Here is a 21,673-nt window from a genome sequence, read left to right on the forward strand (position 1 = left end):
CGGCTTAGGTCGGATTATTTTATGGTAAATTTGGAGTAATACGTCATACGCGCTTTGTCTATTGAAGCAACTCCCGATTTTATTAAATAAATTGCTTTAAAATATACGAGTTACCTGGAATCAATCCGAACATCTTTGAACATAAAAGGGTTATCACTCAGCCTCAAGTCCTTTCCGCTGGTGGTCGTCACATTTCGAAGAATGACTTCTTTAGTTAGAATAAAGGGGAACTTCTCCCGGTAAGAATTATCGGTCAATTGACGATTAAAATTTCCAAAAATTGCGGGACCCTGATAATCGTCCGGATGATTGGAGTCATCGATTTTAAGATTTTCGATCGTGATCCGCTCTGGCATGTAACAAGTATAACCAAAATCATGCTGACCTGAGTTGGAACCACCAAATAAGCTGGCGCTGGTTCTACGTCCTCCGGCAGGTACGAAGGTACAGTTGCGGATAATAAACTCCCCCCGCCAGGTACTGCCATAGTCTGAGCGCAGGTTAATGAGTCTACTACCATAGATGGTGGAATTTTCCACCATAAAAACACCGCTGCCGATAGCATTAATTCCCATGTGGCCCAAAGTTGAATTCCGGATGGTGGCATTAGCCACACCCATGTGTGCATCAAATCGGGAGAACGTACATTGTTCAAATACCAGATTTTTACAGTAATTGGATCCCATAATGCCCCAATACGTACGGTCGTTAATATCATTGGTCTGTTTGCAGTTCACAAAGGATATGTTGACGGCACGGCCGACCGAAATATCGTAACTGCCCATGGAAACGGGTTTTCCTGCGGAACCAATAGTTCGGTAGGTTTTGTGCCCGGTCAGTGTGGTGTTCTTAACCGTAACGAAAGCACAGTCCCGGATGGTGATAAAACCACCATAAGGTGCACCATGGTCTCCTTCGCCAATGATGTCGTGTTCCAGTCCATCCACCAATACATTCGATCGGCTGATCGAGATGTTTCGACTATAATAGGTGTATTTTGATTCTGCTTTATTGGCGATGGTGGTGAAATGACCTCCGGTGATGTAAAGTTTATTTTCATCAATAGGAAGGGCTGTGATTTCTGTGATCTGATCGAAGTCCCAGATAATCGGTGCGTTTTGGTCAATGTAGCCCTCTTTGTCCACTAGAAAAATATCTGTCTGGGGTGATCCATCGTTTTGGTTTGGCCCAAAGCGAATATACCGCCTTTTATGAGAATTGGTGACCGTGATCAGACAGGGTGACGGGAGATTGGCATTGATTTTGTCCTGGTCTCTTTTAAGAGAAGTTATTCCCACGGGAGTAAAGGATTCAAGGCTGGATCGAACCCTGAAAACAGATGCACTTCGATTCTCGACATCGGTATCATCAATGATAAAGGCTGCCGTACCAAAATCGGTATCGGTCTGGATGGTCGCGGTTCTGGCTTTACCGCCAATGTAGTAGGTGGCCCCTTCATCTGCTTTCACAGCCAGGTGATGCAGATTGGCAAAAGCATGTGTTGCAGCGATAGCATCTATATCATCGGTTTTTCCGTCACCTTTCGCCCCAAAGTTACTGTAATGAACCCGTCCAGCTGCTTTGAATTTACGGGCATCCCCGGGAGATACATTGATCTGAAGCTCACCATTTTGATTGGTCTGCACCCTGGTTTTACTTCTTTTAGCGGTGATTGTGATATTTTCAGACGAGGTGTTGGTCTGTCCCTGTATATCTAAAAAACCAAAGAGCAAAAGTAAGAACACGAGCCTGTATTTCATCGGGAGGGAGTTAAAGGTTGAACTAAATAGATGACATTGACAAGATATTCGTTTTACTCGAAAGTCGAACGATTAACCGACAATTTTCAGGTTATTGCTCAAAAATGCTATTTCCAATTGTAAATACCTTGCAAAAAGCACCGAATTGTCCGCTCACTCTGCCTCCCCAACCTCCAGCTCATTCAGGTGCTTTGCCAATACGAAACCCATGCTAAAGCAGCCCTGCAATAAATATCCTCCGGTGGGCGCATACCAGTCCAGCATTTCTCCAATGGCATAAGTGTCCGGTATTTTCTTGAATTGGAAATGCGCATCAACCTCATCCAACGCAATACCCCCCAAGGTCGAAATGGCTTTATCGAGCTCATCCGCAGAATGGATAATAACCGGGACGGCTTTGATCGTTTTTATAAGCCGATCGGGATCCAGAAAAGTGTCTTTATCGGTGAATTGCTTTAATAGCCCAATGGCGGTGCGGTCCAGGTTCAAATCCTTTTTTAAAATATCAGTCACCTTAGTGCGATGTGAGTTTTCGTATTTTTGTCTTAATTCATGAATGGTCAATGTCGGCTTCAAATCCAAATGGATGACTGTGCTTTCTTCGGTCAGCAGGGTGTGCTGTATTTTTTGACTCAGGGCGTAAATAGCGTTTCCCTCCAGGCCAAAATTTGAAATAACCAGCTCTCCTTTCGAATAATGGTCCTGGTAAGTCAACGCAATATTCTTTAATGGTTTCCCTTCATGCACCGCTATAAAATCACCATTCCAATCAACGCCAAATGCACAATTGGCTGCCCTAAAGGGGACTACGTGGACCCCGCGTTCTTCAAAGGTGGTTCGCCATCTACCGTCAGAACCGGTCACCTTCCAGCTGGATCCACCCAGTGCAAACACCACGATATCAGAGTCCACAGCCTCACATCCTTCAAAACACAGCTGTCCTTTTGTATTCCATCCCGTCCATGGTGTGTCCAACTGAAATGCGATCCCTCTGGTGGAAATGTGATCTAGGATCTTGTTGAGCACTTCGATTGGTTTTAAGTTCAGATCCGGAAATACGCGGCTACTCGACCCTATAAAAGAAGGAATCCCAATGAGGTTCAGCCAGTTTCTCAGATCATCATTGGTGAACTGTCGAAGGATGGGGTCTATGAATCCATCCGGGGAATATTGTGTCGTGAGTTCTTCTATAGAGGCCGTGTAGGTCAAATTCAGTCCGCCTTCCCCAGCAACTAAAAACTTTCGTCCCACTGTTTTTTTCTTTTCGAACAGAGTAACTCGATATTTGCTAGGATCCAAATGGGCTGCCAGCATCAGGCCAGCAGGTCCGCCTCCAATGATGTGAACTGTCCTCATCTTGACAGGATGCTTTGTTTGATGAAATACATTTGTAAAACGAATAAAAACTGAATGGGGCGTATGAAAAAATCCTAAAGGAGGGGCAGTACCAATTCACGATTTCTGGATTATTGCTTAAGGGAATCCGGACTGATGAAACTTCCATGTAGAATTAAAAAATACAGGCCCGTCAAATGAATGACGAGCCTGTAATTTTTCTAAAAATGAATGGTTGTATTATATCAAAGTGACATTCACTGCATTCAATCCTTTTTTTCCTTCTTCAACATCATATTCGACCTTGTCGCCTTCAGTAATAGAGACGCCGTCTAAATCATTAGCATGTACAAATACATCCTTTCCACCATCGTCAGGTGTGATGAATCCGAATCCTTTACTGTTGTTGAAAAATTTTACTGTTCCGATACTCATTGTTAAATTGTTGTAATTTTAAAAAACATGGCACATAAAGTATATATGCCTTACCAAGCCCTAAAGATACGACGTATTTTCGTGGAATGTCTTATATTGTATTACTTTATTTATTTTTAACCTCAGAAATTCCCCCCATCGATTACGCTTTTTTGACAAATTCTGATTTAAGAGCCATGGATCCAAAACCGGGAATCTTGCAATCAATGTTGTGATCTCCGTCTGTTAATCGTATGTTTTTTATCTTCGTACCTGACTTAATGGGCTTGGGAGCTCCTTTCACGGGAAGACTTTTTACGATGATAACCGAATCCCCGTCTTGCAATTGATTGCCATTAGAGTCCAATACCCGGAGGGTGTCTTCTTCGATTTGCGTGGTCGGATTCCATTCATGGGCACACTCCGGACAAGCATAAAGCTCGGTTCCTGTCGAATATCCATAAGGAGATTTACAAACCGGGCATGGTTTCATTTGTGTAGACATTGTAATTTTGTATTTTAAATTCTAAGAAAAAAATAGCGCTTCAGATTTTTGAACGCGATCTATAGTGGTTCTATCTCAACGCTAAGATAGAATATAAGTTCTACTACGAAAGAATTGGAAGAAATGACAATGTGGTGATTAGCTCATGCTCAGGTAGTACGCCAAGTGTTTTTTGTTAAACTGCCGTATTGAAGAGCCCGGTGATTGGAAAGCAATTAAGCTTTGCAGGTGGTTGATTCGCTCAGCATCTACAGCTGCTATCAGTTCTTCATCAAAAGGGTAGGCCAGAGCCATCATTTCTTTATCCATTTCAGAAAGCGAGGTGTTCTCTGAGGTGAAGCACGGAGATTTCTCGCCTTGAACGAACATCCAGGCGGGAAAGCTATAATGCATTATGGATTGGGCATCGTGCGCAGAAAAGGATAGTCCCCCATTGCGCAGCTGCCGAAGATTATGATCCACTTTCCATTTGGGCCAGTAATTTGGCGGCCCCCCCAGATAATCATACAGCTTGTTCCAATCAAAATCACACTCCAAAGCAGGGGTCTGATGTTCATGATGAAATCCCAAAGCGTGACCAAATTCATGGAGCACAATACCTTTCCAGTTTTCAGGTAAAACCTCAGTGAAGCCAGATAAATTCAGTGTGATTTCACCAGGTCCTACAATAGCTTGATCCGTGCTGTCCGTGCCTACTAACGACCAATATCCAGGCTGGTCAAAACCCACCCTGATGTGGCTTGTATCCTGTTCGTGCCATAACCGACACGTTTCTTCCGTTTCATTACATCCAAAATCAAAAGTAATATTTCCCCATTGAGACCAGCTGCTGGCAGTTTGTGCTATGAGCGTGTGCAAGTCGCTATCGCCTCCTTTAAAGCTGACTTTTAATGCCCCTACTCGCCAAAGTTTTAAATCCTCAAAAACCAATTCCCGGGCAAAATGATTGATTGAGCCGGGAATACCCTGGGCTCGTTGCCGGCTCCGTGCTTCCAGACGAGCCTGGATTTTATCCGGATAAGCCTCCATAATGATGTGATTCTTCATAATCTATGGATTTCCAAATTGTGTGAGATTGTAACTCAGGCTAACAAAAAAACCTGCCTTAGTCCGGGCATACCGAGGGATTTTTGTGCTACTAGCGGGAAGATAAGGCCCCGTTTGATCAATGGGTATCTGTCCCGAAAGGACGGACAGCTTACCAATAGATATTCCGGCATTTATACTGAAAATTCTTTTCTTTCCCAGTATTGTACCCAAACCACCCAGGTAGCGGATCTTTCCATCCAATGGCGATATCGAGGCACCGAGGGCCGGGCCGATGCTTACATTCGCTTTGACCTTGTATGAAAAATGCAACAAAGCACCGACAGAAATATCCCCTTTAAAATTGGTTTCTTCGACGATATCATTTATGGTCTCGGTGCGTTCTCTCAAATAGTAATCTCTGGTATGCAGATTCGTATAAAATAGCCCAGAAGAAAAATTTACACGCCAGTTTTGTTCTGTATGGAACCTTAAAATTCCAGAATATATCGTATCGTTAATATAGTGGTCATACAATCCCAGCCTGATTTCCGTAACATCCTTTTGACCGGTAAAAACATCGGAATAAATGTTATCCACCGCATGAACGGATCGGACAATATAATCCAGTAATTGGATATAGTTAATTTGTTGGGTCTTTTGCATTATGCGGGTCAATCGGGCATATTCCCGCAAAACAATATCAGTATCGGGGGTTCGAAGTGTTATTTTTTTAATATTGGTCTTATAAATAGATTCAGCAGCTCGAATATAGTCCTGAAAATAGGCGATTTGACGTACGATATCCTGCAATTCCGTGGTATCGAAAACAGATTGGATGTGCTCCAGGGTTTCTTTTGCAAAATCAGGATCGGGGGCGTGACGAGTCCGTTGGTACAATTCATCACTCGCACTGCGCAACACTTCCAGTTCATTAAAAAACTGTAAAGATTTGAGGAAAAATTCACGCTGCCCGGAAGGTATAACCTCAAAATGATCAAATACATCCGTTCCTGGGATCCCGGGCAGGAGCGGTTCTAGTATTTCCGGCGTGGGAGAGATATAACGATAACTTCTGATGTAGATCCGATCCTGAATATAGACCGGGTTAATAGAAGTAATTTTAAGACGGTATTGCTTACCGGCTTCGATGACTTTCTGCGCCGGATTCACTTTTATACTGCGGCTGTGGTCATCGTATACGACTTCAATTTCATTTTGGGTTTGAGAAATGAAAGGAAACAAGAGCAGTAAAATTACTATGGGAAATTTTCTGATCATTCGAAGTATATTAGGTGTTGGCCAGAATGGAAAACCATAAAAGTGGAAGCCGATTTGGTTTGCGTTTCCAGCGGTGATGATGACCTAATATACTAATTTTTAATTTATTATTAGCCGAAGTATATTATTTTAGGAAATATTGATCATTCAAATTCTGAACATTTGTATTCATCAAAACTCTTCAATTATGGTACTTGAAGGAGGATTCCGGTATGGGATAATGTTTTTACCACCGGTTTTTACGCTTTATTTTATCGCTGACCTTATCAGCAAAATCGGAGATGTGGTCAATACCGCTTTCCATCATTCGTTCGATATTTTCCAGATCGATTGGTTGGCCTTTCATGCGGAGCCGATCAATGGAAGTCCGGGCTTTGGGCATTACGATCCATAGAATGATATAAAGTAAAACACCAGCACCAGCAGTAAAGAAAATAATGGCAAAGGCAAGTCTGACCCAGATGGGGTCATCAATGTCAAAATATGCTGCTATTCCACTGCATACGCCGGCGATGACTTTATTTTCAGGGTCTCTGTATAGCTTTCTCCGGTAGGAGGCGCTTTCTTTATTTCCGGCATAAGTTTCCCCTGGTTCATCACGATCGGGTTGCTCAAATTGATCAGGTCTTCCCATGATCGCAATACTCTTTTCGATATCGGTCATATTTGCTACTTTGCGTGAACCCATCGACTCTTCGATCAGTTCGGCCAACCGCAGTTCAATATCGCGGATGATTTCATCGGCGTAATCAGATTTGCCAAAATAATCGTCCAATTCGTAGAGATAATCCTGCAGTCTTTGAGATGCGTCCATATCGATCGCTAATGGTATTCCTCCAAGGTTAATGTATTCGATCTTATTCATTGTTCGTAGTATTTATTGAATTTGAAAAATTGACGGTTTGAGCCAGGTTCTCCCAGGCTTTAGTGAGTTCTTCTTTGAGGTCATTTCCTTTCGGGGTAATTTCGTAATATTTCCGGGGTGGGCCGGAGCTCGATTCCACCCAGTTATAGGACAGGTACCCATCCCGCTTCAATCGGTTCAGCAGAGGATACATTGTTCCTTCGACGACGATCAGATCATTTTTTTTCAAGTTTTGAATTATATCGGAAGGATACATGGTTTCTTTGGACAGGAGTCCGAGTACACACAGTTCGAGCACTCCTTTCCTCATTTGTGCTTTGATGTTTTCTACCTTCATAACGAAAGATTGTTTTGATTACGATGGTAAATATACAATGGATATAGTACTTTGCAAAGCATAATACCTGTTAATGGAAGGTAATTTAGATGAGTGAAGAAATCTGATCGATAAAAAGAAAGATTAGACCGATGAAGAAAGTAACTATGTTCAGGCCTTTTCCCGGCCTAAAGGCACGGGGCAAAATACATCGCAATTACTCAACCAAAAGGGATGATTATGAAATGAAGAGTTTAGCCCCACAGCTTGCGCCACCGCTATAGCTTTAGCGCACGCGGTTAGCCTGGGATGGTATTGATTTATGGACTCATTCTGGTTCTGAAAGTCATTTAGCCCCAGAGCTTTAGCCTGGGGTTATAATAGATAAACAAAGATTCGGGCTTTAGCCCTTACCGGGAAATGATTAACGGGTAAAGCCAGATCCCGGGAGATGCACCATTCCCCGGCCTAAAGGCACGGGGCACAAACGACTAATGGAAAATTAATCACGCCACATCCACCGGATTGAGTTCGGGTTCTTGCGTACTTACCTTCACTTTTTCTTCTGCCCCTCCATTCCCGTTTTGCTGGTCGCGTTTCATTTTGTCTTTAATAAGGTAATAGGTCATCACCAAACTGGTTAGGATGATTACATAAAGCAGAATTCCTGGTTTTACTTCAGAACTGATGAATTCATCTGGAATCTGGAAGAACAACAGAATAGTCACCAATCCACGGGGGGCAATGTATAATTCCGGCGTAAAATTTTCGCGGGCAAAGAAATGCAACATGATCGCCCGGAAGATAAATATACAAGCCACGACAGCCAGGCTGATAAGAAAAACTTCCAAGTTCAACAAATTTCCCACATCGATCGTCATCCCGAAAACGACGAAAAAGAAGGTCCGAACCAGAAAAGCGGACTCCAGCGTGATTAGATGAAATTCTTTTTCAATTTTTTCAATACTCTCCGTACCAACCCCATAACGGTTGAGCAAACTTTTAAATTTGCCATGGTTCGCCAGGGCCATTCCAAATACCATGATAATAATCAGGGGAGACAGGTGAAAAAGCTTACCCAAGCTGTACAACAGGACCAAGTTAGCTGTCAATAAAAAAAGCTTGGTTTGGCTTTTAAGATCTTTGAAAAGATATATCAGGATCGCGGTGGCTATCAGTGAAACCAATATCGTCAAAATAAGACTCACAAAAAATTGCGAGGTGGCTACCATCCCGCCCTCTTCCAGAAAGGATATGACAAAATAAAACAGCAAAATACCCAGTATGTCTGAAAAAGCTGCCTCATAAATCATAAATTCCTTCTTGTCCTGCAATAAACCTGTGACACTTGGTATGATGATCGAACTGGACATGACACACAATGGCGTGGCATACAAAAATGCAATTCCAAAGGTAATATCGAGCTGGCTTTTCAAAAACCAGGCTACTGCAAAGGTGGTCGCAATCAGACAAGTGGTAGCTACGATCACTGTCCGGCCTATCATGGGGTATTTTTCCCGGGTAAGTTGAAGGTCCAATGCGGCTTCCAGAACGATCATGATCAGTCCCACTATTCCCAGTATCTCCAGATAGGGCATGAGATTGGGCATGTCATAATGAGCTTGTTCGATCCCAAACCGTACTAAGATCCCTGTGATAATGAGTAGTATCACTGAAGGTACGTTTGTGCGATCCGACAATCTGTTGAAGAAGTAGCTGAGAATCAATATGATACATGCTCCACTAAGAAGAATGTATGGATTGGATAAGTCAATTCCTGCGGCGAGGGCAAATATGCTTGCAATCATATATTTGATATTCAATTTACTGAAATCTACCACTAAGATAGTACAAAAAGCGAAATACATCACGTGGCAAGTAACTTCCGGTCGGGTTGATCAAGTATTGATGTCGGGATTTTTTATCTTGGCCCATTTAAATAATTCCACAGGTCACACTATGAAACTGATATTTTCCGAATATGTGAAAGATTATGATTCTTACACTTTTTCCTACGCGCCTTATGTCGTGTTTCAAAACCGAAATAAAATGACAGAAACGTATGAAGCCGGATTTTTGCCTTACACGGGGAATTTGGAGTTGGATCATTTTCTGTATTACAAAGCCAGAAGTCTTCGAGTTAACTTGGCGAAGTTTGGCATGGGATCCGAGAACAGACGAGTAGCCCGGAAATTTGAAGATTTTGACGTGTCGGTTAATTGGATACCCCTGGAAGAATTTAATGTTCAGTCAGCGGATTTTTTAAATTTCTGCCTACGCTATAGCCGGGAGCGATTCCGTGGTGGAGAGATGTCCAAAGCACGTCTGGAATATGTGTTGCAGTCTCCTTTTCTGACCCATCTTATCATATTTGAGATAGCGGGGAAGACAGCGGGCTATGTATTGAGTTCTCAAAACAAAGAAATCATACATTATTGGTATAGTTTTTTTGAGTTAGAAGATTTTCAGGACCTGCCGCTTGGGAAATACATGATGCTGGAAGTCATACGACGCAGTAAGGAGAAAGGGCTGCGTTATTGTTATCTGGGAACCTGCTATGGAGCTCATTCCCTCTATAAAGTCCGAGACTTTAAGGGGGTTGAATTTTCCGATGGGAACGTGTGGAGTAGTGATGTCAAAAAACTAAAAGCTTGGTGTAAAAACGATGATCAAAAACTGGAAATGGATCGTTTAAAGCAAATGACACCCCCAGATGCTAATGCTTATTTGGATAGAATAATAAATTGAAATGACTGTGGAAGGAAGAAGAATAAAAGTCACTTATCCGCTGGTATTCCCCTTTAAATTATCCTACGGGACGTTTTATCAGCGGTCGAGTTTTATAATCGAACTGCGCCAGGGTGAACATCGGGGTTATGGGGAGATGAGCTTTGTCCCTTACTACGGTAAAAAAGAAGCTGCTATAGAAAAGCAGCTACAGGCAATCCTAAGTTTTTTAGATCACTTTTCCGATGGATGGACACCCGAGGAGTTGCACCTGGAATTAAGTAAAAAGTTAGATCCAGATTCTTTTTTATTGTCGGCCATCGATTGTGCCCTCTATGATTTACACGGCAGAATCCATGACGTACCGGTGTGGAAACAAACAGGTGGATCATTGACGATTCCGGCTACCTCCAGTCTGACCATCACACAGGATGACTGGAAAACGAAATTGAACTGGGGCTGGCCTGTGCTAAAATTGAAGATGGGATTCGAAGGAGATATGGATCTGCTCGAAGAGATTCGATACCACTACCATGGGCCATTGCGGATTGATGCGAACAGTGGATGGACGGTGACTGACTTTTTGGGCCGGTTGCCTCAATTGCAAACGAACAGGGTGGACCTGGTTGAACAACCAGTACCTCGGGAAGCGGAGTATGAATTGGAGGGAATAGACACTACCATACCACTAGCTGCTGACGAAAGTCTTCAGGGGATCGGTGATCTGGAGTCAATTGCCAAAATTTACCAGGTGGTGAATATCAAATTACAGAAATGCGGTGGCATCACACCTGCACTGGCCTTGATTCAGAAAGCCAAACGTTTGGGGCTTGAGCTTATGGCGGGTTGTATGACGGAATCTTCCGTAGGTATCGGAGCCATGGCGCACTTAGCTTCTCATTTTGATTATCTGGATCTCGATGGAGAGTATTTGATTCGGTCTGACTTTGGGAATGAAAAGTATGTGGAGCAGGGAATTATAAAACTAACTGAGGACAGTGGATTGGGGAAAGAGTTTGAGATTATTCCCTGATTTTCGCAGTATGCGTTGGAAATCCGCTTCGACTTTGGAGAAATAGCAATGTCCAAGGGCACATTACAGCCTCTCGGAGGTCGATATTTTGACCATAACCGTCGCAAGTATATTTGGACCTGCGCTGCAGGTCTGCTTAGAATCTACATTTGGAGCGCTAAGCAAGCACCCCAACTTGTTGTGGAGGAAAGTGCTTCATCTAATGCCTACAACTTTTGAATTGCACTACTAGTGGCATGTTTCATAAGTCATTAAAAAAAACATCTCATACATCTCAAAATGACTCTGAGTTCAATCTAATCCGACCCTGACTGGGCCAGAATCCTTGCAGGTAACAGACCTCAGAGATGTCGGATTAGATTGTGAATTGCATAATTTGGTTCGTTACATTTTAATTATAAAAATGTATGAAACAGAGCATTAGCTATACTGAAAACAAATCACTTCAACGCTTTATCAACGATTTCCTGCGCCTCTCCAATTAGTTTTTTCAGATGTTCATTTCCTAAAAAACTCTCTGCGTAAATCTTATAAATATCTTCTGTCCCGGATGGTCGTGCTGCAAACCATCCATTTTTTGAAGTGACTTTTAGCCCGCCGATCGGGGCACCATTACCCGGGGCATTGGTTAAAATGTCTGTAATTTTTTCTCCGGCTAACTCTTTTTGCTGAATCATGGCAGGAGATAACTTACTTAGTTTTTGTTTTTGTTCCGGAGTGGCAATGGCTTCGACCCGATCATAGACTGGTTCCCCTAATTCTGCAGAGAGTTGCGCATAAATTTCACCGGGGTCCTGACCCGTCACAGCTTTCATCTCTGCTGCAAGAAGACACGCGATAATCCCATCTTTATCTGTAGCCCACACCTTTCCATTGGTCCGAAGAAATGAAGCGCCGGCACTTTCTTCACCTACGAAACCCAATGATCCACTATACATGCCCTCTACAAACCATTTGAAACCGACGGGCACCTCCAGAACCTTCCGGTTAATTTTTTTAGCTACCCGGTCGATCATCTGACTACTAACCAAAGTTTTACCGATCATGGTATCGGTGCTCCATTGGGGCCGATGATTGAATAGATAATAAACACAGGAAGATAAGAAGTGGTTGGGCTGGAGCAAACCACTTTTTCCAGTTACAATTCCATGCCGGTCGTGGTCAGTGTCGCAACCAAATGCCACATCATATTTTTCTTTTAAGTCAACCAGCCCCGCCATAGCATAGGGTGACGATGGGTCCATTCGGATCTTGCCATCCCAATCGACGGTCATAAAACGAAAGGTAGGATCAACGCTTTTATTTAAAATATCCAGGTTTAGATTGTATTTTTCAGCGATGGGCCCCCAATAATGGACACCGGCACCACCCAGTGGATCCACGGCTAGATTTAAATTTGCATCCCGAATGTTATGCATGTTCACCACCTGACTCAGATCTGCCACATAAGGATCGATGTAATTGTGTTCATGCGTGGTAGCCGATTTAGAGGCTTTTTTATACGTCATTCGTCGAACCGCTTTCAGCTCATTTTCCAATATTTCATTGGCTTTTTGTTCTATCCAGCTGGTTATGGGGGATTCAGCAGGGCCTCCGTGGGGTGGATTGTATTTAAACCCGCCATCGACAGGCGGGTTGTGAGAGGGTGTGATCACAATGCCATCGGCCTGACCATCAGTACGGTTTTCGTTGTAAGTAAGAATGGCATGAGATATGGCCGGAGTCGGGGTGTATTCATCGTTGGCTGCCACCATCACATTCACTCCGTTGGCGGCTAGAACTTCAATGGCTGATATATGGGCAGGGATGGAAAGCGCATGGGTATCCATACCCAAAAAAAGAGGTCCGTCAATTTTGTTTTTTTGCCGATAGATGCAGATTGCCTGAGTGATCGCCAGAATATGATCTTCATTAAAGGCATGGTTCAACGATGATCCGCGGTGTCCGGATGTACCGAAGGAAACCCGATGGGCAGGTACAGAAGGATCTGGTTTTTCTGAATAGTACGCACTGATCAACCGTGGAATGTTGGTAAGAATACTTTCAGGGGCAGTTTTTCCTGCGAGCGGAGAGGTGTTCATGGTTTTGGTTTGAAGTGATGCAATGAATCGTTCTGGAAGACCAGGGAAATATCAATTTTATTCGTTTATATTTTTGACAAAGCAGAACCCTTATGTGCTGCAATGTGATCTGTTTTGTCACTCTTGATTTCATATTGTGGATCGTCTTTGGACGCATGGTGGGTGTACCCCTTATAATCGAAATCAGAATGGTGGACTTTGATGATTTTACCGGTGACATGACCGGCTTCAGAGTTCCATTTTACATGGTCCCCAACTTTAAAATTTTTCATAAGAAGATAACTTTTTTACCTGCCAATCAATTGATTTGACTAAATATAAGAAAATTTTGGAAGATTGAAGTTGATTTATCTGGATTGGAGAATGCGCTGGTTTTACTGGAGTGATGGGGTAGGACCTCAGCTGTCTTGTACCTCCTCCGATCTAAAATGAATCCTCTAATAATATATCAACTCCGGGCCACACGAATCGGTGTTTTTAAAATATTTCGTAAAATATTTGGTTTGAGGATAAATTATTGCGTATATTTGCACTTCGATTATATCGCGGGGTGGAGCAGTTGGTAGCTCGTCGGGCTCATAACCCGAAGGTCACAGGTTCAAGTCCTGTCCCCGCTACTAAGTAAAAAGGCTTTCTGGGAACGGAAAGCCTTTTTTTATTTCAACAATCCTGCCAATAAACGCTTCCTTGGAATACAGGAGGCAGTAAGATCGGTGGTGGGCTTTGGAATCAGCTCTATTGGCAGCGAACTGGAAGAGAAGCATGTTTTTTAAGCACTGCTGATCAGCACAGAAGGTCTCAAGTTTTATTTTTTATAGTATTCCTCCATGATGAATGTTCAAAATCTGTTGCTCTGCGTTTGACGTCGTGCCTGAAATAATTTGTATCTTAATCGAAAATAAGATAGGGCGAGTTCAATCGAATGAGTCACACAGTGATGAACCGAAAGATATACAATCCTTGCCCTGTGTATAACCGTGGTGGACATTTAAAAGACCAGAATCCAGATAGTATGAAGTTTGATGCAATAATAATAGGAACAGGCCAAGCCGGTCCCCCGCTGGCCGCAAGCCTGGCCAAGAATAATTACAACGTAGCGGTCTTTGAGAAAGGATTGCTGGGAGGATCTTGTGTGAATGTGGGATGTACCCCCACCAAGACGTATGTGGCCAGTGCAAGACGTGCTTTTGTGGCCAAAAACAGCACAGCCCACGGGATTTATGCAAAAGGCGGCATTGAGGTCAATCTGAAGACCATCAAAGGTCGCAAAGACAAAATTATCGAAGAATCCCGGTCCAGCCTCCATAAGATGCTATCTTCCAATGAAAATATTACCCTCATTCGTGGGGAAGCTCGGTTCGTAAACGCTTCACAAGTGGAAGCAAATGGAAAGATCTACGAAGCAGACAGCATTTATATTGACGTAGGAGCACGTCCTCGAATTCCCAAAGGCTTTGAAGAAGTTAATTATTTGACGAATGAAACCATTTTGGAATTGGAAGACGTCCCAGAACACTTAATCATCGTGGGTGGTGGGTACGTAGGATTGGAATTTGGCCAAATGTTCAGGCGCTTTGGTAGTGAAGTAACGATTTTGGAGATGGAAGACCGATTGATGAAAAAGGAAGATCGTGATTTTGGAGAATCCGTCGTGAAAATATTTGAGAGGGAAGACATAGCGGTCCGTCTGAATGCTGAGTGTATCGGTGCGAAAAAAGCCGGCGACCAGATTGAGGTTAATATTAACTGCAAGGAGGGAAGCCCCCAGATCAATGGCTCTCATCTGTTACTGGCCACCGGACGTGTTCCCAATACCAAAGCCTTGGGACTGGAGCATGCCGGTATCGCCTTGGATAAGAAGGGTTATATTAAGGTGGATGATGATTTGCGCACCAGCGTCGACCATATATATGCACTCGGAGATTGCAACGGAGAAGGGGCTTTTACGCATACGGCCTACAACGATTTTCAAATTGTAAACGCTCAATTATTTGGAGATAAAAAACGGTCGTTATCGGATCGATTTACCTGCTATGCGGCATTTATTGATCCGCCTCTGGCTCGAGTGGGAATGAATGCCTCCGACATCGAGAAAGCAGGTATAAAGGCTAAAGTAGCGTCCATGCCGATGAGTAAAGTAGCCCGGGCCAAGGAAATGGGTGAAACAGAAGGTATGCTCAAAATATACATCGAAGAAAGCACGGAAAGGTTCTTGGGAGCCACGTTTTTAGGCACCGGAGCCGATGAATATATTCATACTGTGATCGATCAGATGTATGCCGGACAATCGCATACCGTCATCCGAGATGCGGTCCACATTCATCCCACAGTGAGCGAATTGATCCCCACAATGTTGGAGGAACTTGAAAATTTATAATTAGAAAGCAGATCCTGGTTCAGGGAAGAAAATGGAAGACGATCCGCCATTATCGGTCACCCAAAGAAAAAAGGAAATATAGATTTGGTGATTGAACAGTCTGAAATTATCTAATCCAAAACCCATACAAAGCAGGTGTTTTTTCTGACCTTTGAACCATGCTTAAAAAAGAATATGACATTCTGGTTGTTGGTGGAGGTGCAGCTGGTTTCTTTGCGGCCATTAATACAGTAGAAATGAATCCGAATTTATCGGTGGCTGTTCTCGAGCGCAGCACGAAGCTCTTAGCCAAGGTAAAAATTTCCGGTGGGGGCCGGTGCAATGTAACTCATGGAGAGTTTGATCCCATGGAGCTTATAAATCATTATCCCCGGGGTAAAAGAGAGTTGCTTGGTCCGTTTCACCGGTTCATGACCGGGGATGTGGTTTCATGGTTTGAAGAACGGGGCGTCCAATTAAAAATCGAATCCGATGGACGAATGTTTCCGGTCAGTGATGATTCACAAACGATTATTGATTGTTTTCTGGAAGAGGCAAAACGGTTGGGGATTACCATTTTGAAAAAACAGTCGGTTCATAGCTTTCACAGCGAGGAGGACACCTGGCGGATCCAAACGTCCACCGATTCCTTCACTTCCAAAAAAGTACTTGTTGCTACGGGAAGCAATACCAGAATGTGGAATTTGCTCGAAAAGGCAGGACATACGATCGTCCCTCCGGTGCCTTCCTTATTTACTTTCAATATAAAAGATTCTCGAATTAAAGATTTGCCTGGTGTCGCTCGGGAGGCTGTTGTCAACATCCTGGATGATAAGGGGCGTATTGTTTTGGAAAATCAGGGACCTTTATTGATCACGCATTGGGGGATGAGTGGTCCGGCAATTTTGAAATTATCGGCGTGGGGAACCCGGATATTGGCATCTTTGAATTATCATTTCACGATTCAAGTGAATTGGTTGAAGGATCAAGATTTTGAGAACGTGATTGTTGATCTTAAATCAAAAAGGAAGACTGATGGGAGGAAGTCAGTGATCAAGCATGCAGAATATAAGCTGCCCAAAAGACTGTGGCAAAGCCTGGTCACGGCAGCCGGAATTTCACCCAATAATAACTGGGGCGATTTAACGAAAACGCAATTTCAAAATCTGGCGGAACAGTTGACCCGTGGGCGATTTGAGGTGAATGGTAAAAGCACCTTCAAAGAAGAGTTTGTCACAGCAGGTGGTGTGGAACTGTCCGAAATTGATTTCAAAACTTTTGAAAGTAAGTTGCACCCCAATCTTTATCTAGCCGGTGAGGTGTTGAACATCGATGCTATCACCGGTGGTTTTAATTTTCAAAGTGCCTGGACTGGCGCTTATTTAGCCGCAAAAGCTCTATCTGATATTTGATGATATTTTTTAATCAAATTGATCGGATAAGCACTATAGCTGCGGTTCTCCAACTATGCTATTGAGATATTTCGAATTGCCCTTTGGGTTGTATTCAACTATTCTACTTACGAAAATGCTTTCCGGATTCGCTCGAGGCTTTTTGGAAGGGCTGTCTTTGGATCCTCCTTGCCTTCAAATTCCACAGAAACATAGCCCTGGTATCCGGCATCCTGGAATATTTTAGCCACGCGGTCGTAGTCAATGTCAAGCGTATACCAGGTACCACCGCCATAATAGGTTTTGGCCTGGATCAGACTTGTCTGCGGAGCCATCATCTCCAACTGTTCGTACGAGTTTTCCAAAAAGTTGCCGGTGTCCGAGGTGATCTGAAACCATGGAGAATCTACCGCATCAACTATACGTAATACACCCGCAGCAGTACGGCCCAGCCCCCAGTGGTTTTCCAGGCCGATCGTGACACCGCATTTCTCGGCAGTAGGTATGCATCGTTCGATCGCATCGATCACCCATTCAAAGCCCTGGTCTTCGGTATAGCCATCGAGAATTGGTTCGATTCCTTTATTCGCCATGAGTTCATTGAAGGATTTGATGGTCCCCCATCGTCCTGTATTGAGGCGCATGGTGGGAATACCCAGTTGATACGCTAACTCGATCTGATGTATGGTTTTCTCGATTTCTGATTCCCGTTTTTCTTTGTCCGGATAGACAAATCCCTGGTGTGTTGAAAATCCCATGAGATCCAACCCCGCATGGAAAGCACGACGTTTTAGCTGCTGGAGATATCCATTGTCATCGGACTTCATCTGAATTAGCAGCAGTTCCACCCCGTCAAATCCCATCGAAGCAGCTTGATCAATGCAGTATTCGATGGGTGTATCTTCCTTTGGCCCCTTGAATCGCCAAAAAGAATAGGTGGAAACCCCAATGGGGTTTGCTTTTTTGATGGAATTTGAATCGCGCCCCCTATCTGTTGTACGAGCAATCGTATGAGGTGCTATGCCCATAACCGGTGCGGTAATAAGACATTTCTGCAGGAAAGATCTCCGAGTAGAGTTTTTTGACATGATAGCAAATTTGGTTTTTGATCATACTTGAATATAGTAAAATTTTAGTAATTATTAAAAAAATGATTTCTGCAGTAAGTGGAAGTCGGATGAAAGTAGTAAACGGAGATTTGGTTTAAATTTCGATATTTACCTCTGTTTAAAAAATGAATTTAAACCAATTGGATTTGGAATTGACGTATAAGATGATGTAGGTGTTCACAGATTATCGAGAAAAAACAAAGGAATAACCGGAGTAACACCGATTATTCCTGACGATGGTCATCGAAGAATACCTCGGAATATGCGACAAGAATGAAACTAAATGGTATGAGCTCCATAAAATTAAAGAAATGATTTTTTTTAAGTCCGTATTGAATTTTCTTCGGGATCGAAATTATCGACACTTATTGATGACTACCATCGTTATTTTACTCGCAGGTAGTGTTGTGTTTCACTACTTGGAAGGGTGGGATTATGTGGATGCGTTGTATTTTTCGATCATCACTTTAACGACCATTGGATATGGTGATTTTACACCGCAGACCACGGGTGGTAAGTTGTTTACCATTTTTTATATAATAGTTGGAATAGGGATTATTCTGGCTTTTATCAATACCATTTATACGCACTATCGAACCATAACTTTTCGGGAAGATAAAGGTCATACTCGGGATAAAGACTGACAGTCAGACTAATAAATTGATGCTATAAGTTGACCTGAGCCTTTCGCCCCGTTGTGTCACGGACTGACCAGCTGTATTGTAACTTCTGCGATGCCCTCTAAATTTGCCTGACGGCTGTGCTGTGAAATTTCAAACTGAAATGTTTCGTTTTGATTTAAAGATAAATTGCACGGGAGGGTATCGATGACCTGTATGAGGTCTCCCACAGATTGTCCCAGCCACTGTCCGTTATTTGGGCGCGCAAGTTGTATCGAAAAGGTGTCTGAAAACACCTGCTCGCTGTCCCGGTTAAGCATTCCGGTCAGGTAGATGTTTTGATAACCAAATTCTGGGGTGTGCGTGATGCGAAGGACTACCGACCCATCTGTAGTAGTCTTATCGGTAGTCCAGCTCCCTTTTAGCTTGTGTGAACGTTCCCAGCCCGATTCGGGCAGGGTGAAAGATTGATGTTCAAGAACATTGGAGCGGGTGCAACTCATGAGTATAAGCAACCCGCCAAGAATTACCCCCAAATTAGTTCTGCCCACTAAAATAATCTTTCATTTTTTCAAAGAAACCTTTATCACTTTTACCTGGTGTGGGGTTGAAGTTCTCCATATCTCGGAGCTGTTCCAGGACTTCTCGTTCATTCTTATTCAGTGATTTCGGTGTCCAGACATTAACGTGAATGAGTTGATCTCCCTTTTGATAACCCTGAACGCTGGGTAAACCTTTGCCCTTCAAGCGGAATATTTTACCTGACTGGGTTCCTTCCGGTATTTTAATCTTGACTTTGTTTTTCAACGTCGGAACCTCAGCACTTGTTCCCAAAGCAGCGTCTGCAAAATTCAGATAAAGCTCGTAAATGATCTGATTGCCATCCCGGGTTAGTATGTCGTGCTCTTTTTCCTGAATGAGAACGAGGAGATCTCCGGCTGCTCCACCCTGACTTCCGGCGTTCCCTTTTCCACGCAGTGAAAGCTGCATGCCTTCTTCGACACCGGCGGGTATTTTAATTTCAACGGTTTCATTTCCGTATTCTGTACCGCTGCCTTTACAGGTAGAGCACTTGTCCTTGATGATCTCACCAGTACCGTGGCAGTTGGGACATGTAGTGGTGGTTTGCATCTGCCCGAGGAAAGTACTTCTGACCTGACGAACTACACCGTTTCCTCCACAGGTACCACAGGTAGAAATAGAACCAGAATCTTTGGCCCCGGATCCATGGCAAGTACTGCACTTAACTTGTTTTTTTACTTTTATTTTCTTCGTGACACCGTCCGCAATTTCCTCAAGCGTCAACGCTACCTTTATTCGCAGATTGGAGCCGCGTGTTCCACGGCTTCGAGGACCACCGCCCGGTTGGCCTCCGCCGAAAAATGAACCAAAAGCACTGCCACTACCGAAGATATCTCCGAAGTCCTCAAAAATATCTTCCATCGTTCTGCCGCCACCACCAAAACCGCCGTGTCCGTTGACCCCCGCATGACCAAACCGGTCATAACGTGCTCTTTTGTCATCATCACTCAGCACCTCATACGCTTCAGCAGCTTCCTTAAACATGTCTTCAGCTTGGGAATCCCCCGGATTTTTATCCGGATGATATTTCATCGCAATTTTCCGATAGGCTTTTTTTATTTGAGTGCCATCGGCAGATTTTTCTACCCCAAGAACCTCGTAATAATCTCTTTTCGTCATATACTTATCGTTTACCTACTACCACTTTGGCATGTCGTATGATCTTGCCATTCAGCAAATAGCCTTTTTCTATATAATCAATTATTTTTCCTTTGAGTGACTCGTCCTGCACCTCTATATCTGCAATGGCGTCATGAAGCTCCGGATCAAAATCAATATTGGATGGATCCATGACCTCAAGCCCTTGTTGCTGCAATGTCTGATACAGCTTGTTATAGACTAATTCAACCCCTTCGCTAAAATATTCCTCGTTTTCAGGGTCATCGGCATTTTTCTTTGCACGGTCAAAATCATCCAACACCGGTAGCAGTGCCTGAATGACTTCTTGTCCGGCCATTTTGGACTGCTCTATTTTTTCTCGTAGTGACCGCTTCTTGAAATTATCAAATTCAGCGAACAAACGAAGGTATTTATCACGCAATTCCTGAATCTCCGTCTCGAGATCCGATACCGTATTTGTCTCCTCCCGGGAATCGGAATCAGCCGTGGTTTCCTGCTTATCGGAATTCACGTCCTGATCCAATGTCTCTTCATCGGTTTGGTTATTCCTTTTTTTGCTCATGTTTTCTGTATTCAAATGTGAGTAAATATCTATCGCAAATTACTTGCCATCGGACATATGATGCCAAATTGTCAGTTCATCGCCTGAAATTTTTGAATAATGGCATCAATATTTCCAGATTTTGAAATCACCACCTGGGCGGGGTTAATCAAAAAATAGGTGGGTGTTTCATTCACACCATAGCTTTTTGCGATTTCATTGTTAAACATATCCAACGGGGTAAATTGTTCATCCCAGTACAAGGAATCCTCCCGAATCGCTGTATTCCATGCTGATGTCGTTTTTTCGATCCCTACCGAAATAATTTTAAGACGGGCGGTGTCCTGTTGGCTATAAAATTCAACAAGTTTTTGATTGGAAGTCCGACACGGTCCGCACCATGACCCCCAAAAGGATAGGATGACATATTTTCCTCCGAATTCATAGAGGTTCCTGCTCTGGTTTCGCCGATCGATAAACGAAATGTCTTCTGCGTCATCCCCAACCCACACCTCTTTTTTGACGAAATAATACCGGCTTATTACACCAGCGACCAACAGGCCGGCCAGGGCGATTACGATCTTTTTTACCATGATTGACGCTCTTTACATT

Annotated in this window: 21 protein-coding genes and 1 tRNA gene; 6 read left to right on the top strand and 16 right to left on the bottom strand. The window is 43.4% G+C overall.

Features of this window, described 5'->3' with window-relative positions; translation table 11 throughout:
• Window positions 1–110: 110 nt before the first annotated feature.
• The 9 genes from KUV50_RS13990 to KUV50_RS14030 all read right to left on the bottom strand — a co-directional run bounded on the left by KUV50_RS13990 (window position 111) and on the right by KUV50_RS14030 (window position 9,310).
• Window positions 111–1,760 (bottom strand): hypothetical protein, encoded by a 1,650-nt coding sequence (locus KUV50_RS13990; protein ID WP_222580795.1) that lies wholly within the window; start codon window positions 1,758–1,760, stop codon window positions 111–113.
• A gap of 153 nt (window positions 1,761–1,913) precedes the next feature.
• Window positions 1,914–3,116 (bottom strand): NAD(P)/FAD-dependent oxidoreductase, encoded by a 1,203-nt coding sequence (locus KUV50_RS13995; protein WP_222580796.1) that lies wholly within the window; start codon window positions 3,114–3,116, stop codon window positions 1,914–1,916.
• A 219-nt stretch (window positions 3,117–3,335) separates the two neighbouring features.
• Complete coding sequence (locus KUV50_RS14000; protein ID WP_222580797.1) at window positions 3,336–3,530, bottom strand: cold-shock protein; 195 nt, start codon at window positions 3,528–3,530, stop codon at window positions 3,336–3,338.
• Between the two features lie 142 nt (window positions 3,531–3,672).
• Entirely contained in the window at window positions 3,673–4,014 is a 342-nt protein-coding gene (locus tag KUV50_RS14005; protein WP_222580798.1) for a zinc ribbon domain-containing protein YjdM, read from the bottom strand.
• 138 nt (window positions 4,015–4,152) lie between these two features.
• The gene (locus tag KUV50_RS14010; RefSeq protein ID WP_222580799.1) at window positions 4,153–5,061 is read right to left on the bottom strand and encodes a hypothetical protein; all 909 of its coding nucleotides are present in this window, start codon (window positions 5,059–5,061) and stop codon (window positions 4,153–4,155) included.
• A gap of 3 nt (window positions 5,062–5,064) precedes the next feature.
• A complete protein-coding gene (locus KUV50_RS14015; protein WP_222580800.1) occupies window positions 5,065–6,321 on the bottom strand; it encodes a hypothetical protein in 1,257 nt (418 codons plus the stop codon).
• A gap of 226 nt (window positions 6,322–6,547) precedes the next feature.
• Complete coding sequence (locus tag KUV50_RS19450) at window positions 6,548–7,186, bottom strand: PspC domain-containing protein (protein WP_261395244.1); 639 nt, start codon at window positions 7,184–7,186, stop codon at window positions 6,548–6,550.
• Entirely contained in the window at window positions 7,179–7,523 is a 345-nt protein-coding gene (locus KUV50_RS14025; protein ID WP_222580801.1) for a PadR family transcriptional regulator, read from the bottom strand. The genes KUV50_RS19450 and KUV50_RS14025 overlap by 8 nt, the downstream gene beginning before the upstream one ends.
• 485 nt (window positions 7,524–8,008) lie before the next feature.
• Window positions 8,009–9,310, bottom strand: coding sequence for a cation:proton antiporter (locus tag KUV50_RS14030; RefSeq protein WP_222580802.1), 1,302 nt, complete (start codon window positions 9,308–9,310; stop codon window positions 8,009–8,011).
• Between the two features lie 151 nt (window positions 9,311–9,461).
• Between KUV50_RS14030 and KUV50_RS14035 the strand changes: the two genes are divergently transcribed.
• Together KUV50_RS14035 and KUV50_RS14040 are read left to right on the top strand one after the other, a co-directional pair.
• Window positions 9,462–10,250, top strand: coding sequence for a GNAT family N-acetyltransferase (locus KUV50_RS14035; RefSeq protein WP_222580803.1), 789 nt, complete (start codon window positions 9,462–9,464; stop codon window positions 10,248–10,250).
• Between the two features lie 7 nt (window positions 10,251–10,257).
• Window positions 10,258–11,262, top strand: coding sequence for a dipeptide epimerase (locus KUV50_RS14040; RefSeq protein ID WP_222580804.1), 1,005 nt, complete (start codon window positions 10,258–10,260; stop codon window positions 11,260–11,262).
• A 440-nt stretch (window positions 11,263–11,702) separates the two neighbouring features.
• Here the strand turns inward: KUV50_RS14040 and pgm are convergent, their stop codons facing one another.
• Both pgm and KUV50_RS14050 read right to left on the bottom strand, forming a co-directional pair.
• The gene (gene pgm, locus KUV50_RS14045; RefSeq protein WP_222580805.1) at window positions 11,703–13,343 is read right to left on the bottom strand and encodes a phosphoglucomutase (alpha-D-glucose-1,6-bisphosphate-dependent); all 1,641 of its coding nucleotides are present in this window, start codon (window positions 13,341–13,343) and stop codon (window positions 11,703–11,705) included.
• 65 nt (window positions 13,344–13,408) lie between these two features.
• On the bottom strand, window positions 13,409–13,615 hold the full coding sequence (locus KUV50_RS14050; RefSeq protein WP_222580806.1) for a DUF2945 domain-containing protein: 207 nt from the start codon (window positions 13,613–13,615) through the stop codon (window positions 13,409–13,411).
• 272 nt (window positions 13,616–13,887) lie between these two features.
• Between KUV50_RS14050 and KUV50_RS14055 the strand changes: the two genes are divergently transcribed.
• The 3 genes from KUV50_RS14055 (at window position 13,888) to KUV50_RS14065 (ending at window position 17,111) form a co-directional block, all read left to right on the top strand.
• Window positions 13,888–13,960: transfer RNA gene (locus tag KUV50_RS14055), tRNA-Met, on the top strand.
• Window positions 13,961–14,355: 395 nt separating this feature from the next.
• On the top strand, window positions 14,356–15,720 hold the full coding sequence (locus KUV50_RS14060) for a mercuric reductase (protein WP_222580807.1): 1,365 nt from the start codon (window positions 14,356–14,358) through the stop codon (window positions 15,718–15,720).
• A 158-nt stretch (window positions 15,721–15,878) separates the two neighbouring features.
• Window positions 15,879–17,111 carry an NAD(P)/FAD-dependent oxidoreductase gene (locus KUV50_RS14065; protein ID WP_222580808.1) on the top strand — a complete coding sequence of 411 codons (1,233 nt, stop codon included), beginning with the start codon at window positions 15,879–15,881 and terminating at the stop codon, window positions 17,109–17,111.
• A 107-nt stretch (window positions 17,112–17,218) separates the two neighbouring features.
• On the opposite strand, the gene KUV50_RS14070 is transcribed toward KUV50_RS14065, so the two are convergent.
• A complete protein-coding gene (locus KUV50_RS14070) occupies window positions 17,219–18,178 on the bottom strand; it encodes a sugar phosphate isomerase/epimerase family protein (RefSeq protein ID WP_222580809.1) in 960 nt (319 codons plus the stop codon).
• A 332-nt stretch (window positions 18,179–18,510) separates the two neighbouring features.
• On the opposite strand from KUV50_RS14070, the gene KUV50_RS14075 reads away from it, so the two are divergent.
• On the top strand, window positions 18,511–18,843 hold the full coding sequence (locus KUV50_RS14075; protein ID WP_222580810.1) for a potassium channel family protein: 333 nt from the start codon (window positions 18,511–18,513) through the stop codon (window positions 18,841–18,843).
• 56 nt (window positions 18,844–18,899) lie between these two features.
• Here KUV50_RS14075 and KUV50_RS14080 read toward each other — a convergent pair whose 3' ends face one another.
• The 4 genes from KUV50_RS14080 to KUV50_RS14095 form a co-directional block, all read right to left on the bottom strand.
• A complete protein-coding gene (locus KUV50_RS14080; protein WP_222580811.1) occupies window positions 18,900–19,370 on the bottom strand; it encodes a gliding motility lipoprotein GldH in 471 nt (156 codons plus the stop codon).
• A complete protein-coding gene (gene dnaJ / locus KUV50_RS14085; RefSeq protein WP_222580812.1) occupies window positions 19,357–20,520 on the bottom strand; it encodes a molecular chaperone DnaJ in 1,164 nt (387 codons plus the stop codon). Before dnaJ ends, KUV50_RS14080 begins: the two co-directional genes overlap by 14 nt.
• Window positions 20,521–20,524: 4 nt before the next feature.
• Window positions 20,525–21,082, bottom strand: a complete 558-nt coding sequence (locus KUV50_RS14090) for a nucleotide exchange factor GrpE (RefSeq protein ID WP_222580813.1) — start codon at window positions 21,080–21,082, stop codon at window positions 20,525–20,527.
• 71 nt (window positions 21,083–21,153) lie between these two features.
• The gene (locus tag KUV50_RS14095) at window positions 21,154–21,654 is read right to left on the bottom strand and encodes a TlpA family protein disulfide reductase (protein WP_222580814.1); all 501 of its coding nucleotides are present in this window, start codon (window positions 21,652–21,654) and stop codon (window positions 21,154–21,156) included.
• Between the last annotated feature and the right edge of the window lie 19 nt (window positions 21,655–21,673).

Origin of the sequence: Membranihabitans marinus (assembly GCF_019802045.1) — a bacterium.
GTDB classification, from domain to species: domain Bacteria; phylum Bacteroidota; class Bacteroidia; order Chitinophagales; family Saprospiraceae; genus Membranihabitans; species Membranihabitans marinus_A.